4 protein-coding genes are annotated in these 2,206 nt (G+C 34.3%); all 4 read left to right on the top strand.

The genetic code is table 11. The features are described 5' to 3' along the window. Positions 1-564: colicin E3/pyocin S6 family cytotoxin (locus C8E03_RS21590; protein ID WP_207657826.1), on the top strand; the 564-nt coding region annotated here is incomplete at its 5' end. 21 nt (positions 565-585) lie between these two features. After that, positions 586-1,122, top strand: a complete 537-nt coding sequence (locus C8E03_RS21585; RefSeq protein WP_146212352.1) for a hypothetical protein — start codon at positions 586-588, stop codon at positions 1,120-1,122. 319 nt (positions 1,123-1,441) lie between these two features. Then, entirely contained in the window at positions 1,442-1,732 is a 291-nt protein-coding gene (locus C8E03_RS21580; RefSeq protein WP_110292090.1) for a hypothetical protein, read from the top strand. A gap of 35 nt (positions 1,733-1,767) precedes the next feature. Continuing rightward, on the top strand, positions 1,768-2,206 hold a 439-nt coding region (locus tag C8E03_RS21575; protein WP_242993690.1), incomplete at its 3' end, for an RHS repeat-associated core domain-containing protein.

Genomic DNA, 2,206 nt, shown 5'->3' with positions numbered 1-2,206 from the left:
TTGACGGTGGCAGGAACGGCAGAAACAGTGGCAGGTGGTATTGGAGATATCTTTGGAGCGGTCATATCAATGAGCGGTGCGGGAGCAGCGGCAGGAATACCTACTATTGCAATCAGCACAGATGTTTTGATAACCGGAATAGCAGAAATGGCATATGGTATATCAATTAGTATGACGGCTACGGATAACTTAGCCGGAGATATTAAGAAAGCACAAGAGGCGGCGGAGAATACCGATGTGAGTAAGGGAGGCTCTGAGACTGTAGGAGAGTTTGAAAAAAGAATAAGTAAAATGTCACCTAACGAAAGAGTAGCTGCTGTAAAAGAGAAAGCATCAAAAGTTGCTAAAGAGAAAAATCTAGTAAAAGATTCCAAATTGTCAAAAAGGAATGGAAGAGATATATATAAAGACCCCAAAACAGGTGAATATTATGCTGTGGATTCTCAACATGGAAGATTTGAACACCTAAATAAAAGGGGTAAACATATTGGTGAAGTAGATTTTGATTTTAACAGTACTAAGTCAGCTGATTCATCAGGAGGACATGATATTTATGTGAAATAAAAAAGAATGGAGAATGCTTTAATGAAAGAAAATTTAAAAAAGTGTATTGATATGATTTATAAAAATAAGAATTATGAGTATTTTCTTAATAAGAGTAAATGCAAGTTAACGTTTATATCATCTCTAATTGTAAGTGCTCAGTCATATTGTAGAAATATAGAGTATTTTGAGGAGGGTATAAATCCTTCCTTAGAAATTTATTTTTATTATGATTTATTTGGAGAAGGTGAACTAGAAATTGAATATGTTACATTATTAAAAATAAGCAAAGTAGCAAATCTGTACTCTTTTGAACATGAATTTTGCATAAATAATCCAGATCCAAATAGAATGACTCCAGTATTAGATGGATTTGGGGATCAGGCATATACACAAACTCAAAAAGAATTAGAGGACTTGGTTAGCAAAATATTACAGGATAATGGATTTAATAAAATTCTATTATCGGAGTTGGATGAAGTAGTTTGTGAAATTGAATTACCAGACAATAATATATTTGGTTCACAGTTAACGGTTGAGAACGCTTTATTTAGAGATTTATTCAATATTTGTGAATGATTCTTCTATAAAGCTGTCCTAGAATTAATAAAAGAAAGTAATTTTTGCAAGGTGAAATTAGCATGGAATATTAAATTACTAATAGCTTTTATTATTTTAATTATAGTTATACTTTAGGACTTCCAACTTGGTAAATCCTTGTCTATTAATTCAGTATCATGTCTCTCACGAAGTGATGTCATACATGATATGAATTAATAGACTTATGCAAAAAATTCTGTCTTGGGTATACATTAGGATTTTTAGGTGTAGTTCCAATAATCTAATATAAACGCACTTTTCGTAACAAAAAAATTAGTTGCGATAGGTGCGTTTTATTATGAAAATTAAAAGAGTGAACTCAGAATCAATTAAACTCCACAAGAATACCGAAGTAAAACTTAAAACAAAAGGAAATATCTTAGAAGTCCAGTTTTTTGCTGGAGTTAACAAAAAGTGTCCGATACAGAATATCTCAAAAGACAAATACATTGATAAAGAAACTGGCGAGATAAAAGAGAGAAAGAAATCTGAAAACCGTTATCAATCACCCAAAAGTGTTCGAAAGAGTATTAATAAACTGATGGATTTGATTCGGTGTAATGCAACAGAAACAATACATTGTAAGTGAATTACTTTGACATATATCAGTACGATGCCTACGGAGTGGCACAGGTAAGTGGAGAAACCGACAGCCCTTATGGGTACAATGCAGAAGCAGTGGATACCAATACCGGATTGCAATATCTACGAGCAAGGTATTATAATAGCAGTATCGGAGGATTTCTGACACAGGACACCGATACAGGAAGCTTGGAAGATCCGCTGACACAGAATCTGTATACGTATACGGGTAATAATCCGGTTAATTACGTTGACCCGAGTGGACACAGTTATCATGAATACGCAAGCTATGGATCAAATTCATCTAGCAGAAGTGATTTGTCACCAAACACGATAAAAGCAACAGCGGGAATCGGGGATATTGTATCAATGCCGGGAGAGATTCACATCAAAAGTGAACCCACAAAAACAGTCAAAACAACGGCAGGAATCTCAGATTACCTACATTTTCCGGGAGAAGTTCAGGTAGAGAGTGAGGTAT

The organism is Lachnotalea glycerini, assembly GCF_003201285.1.
GTDB lineage: Bacteria > Bacillota > Clostridia > Lachnospirales > Lachnospiraceae > Lachnotalea > Lachnotalea glycerini.
Note: the sequence above shows the minus strand (reverse complement) of the source record. Positions and strands in the feature narration are given on the sequence as shown.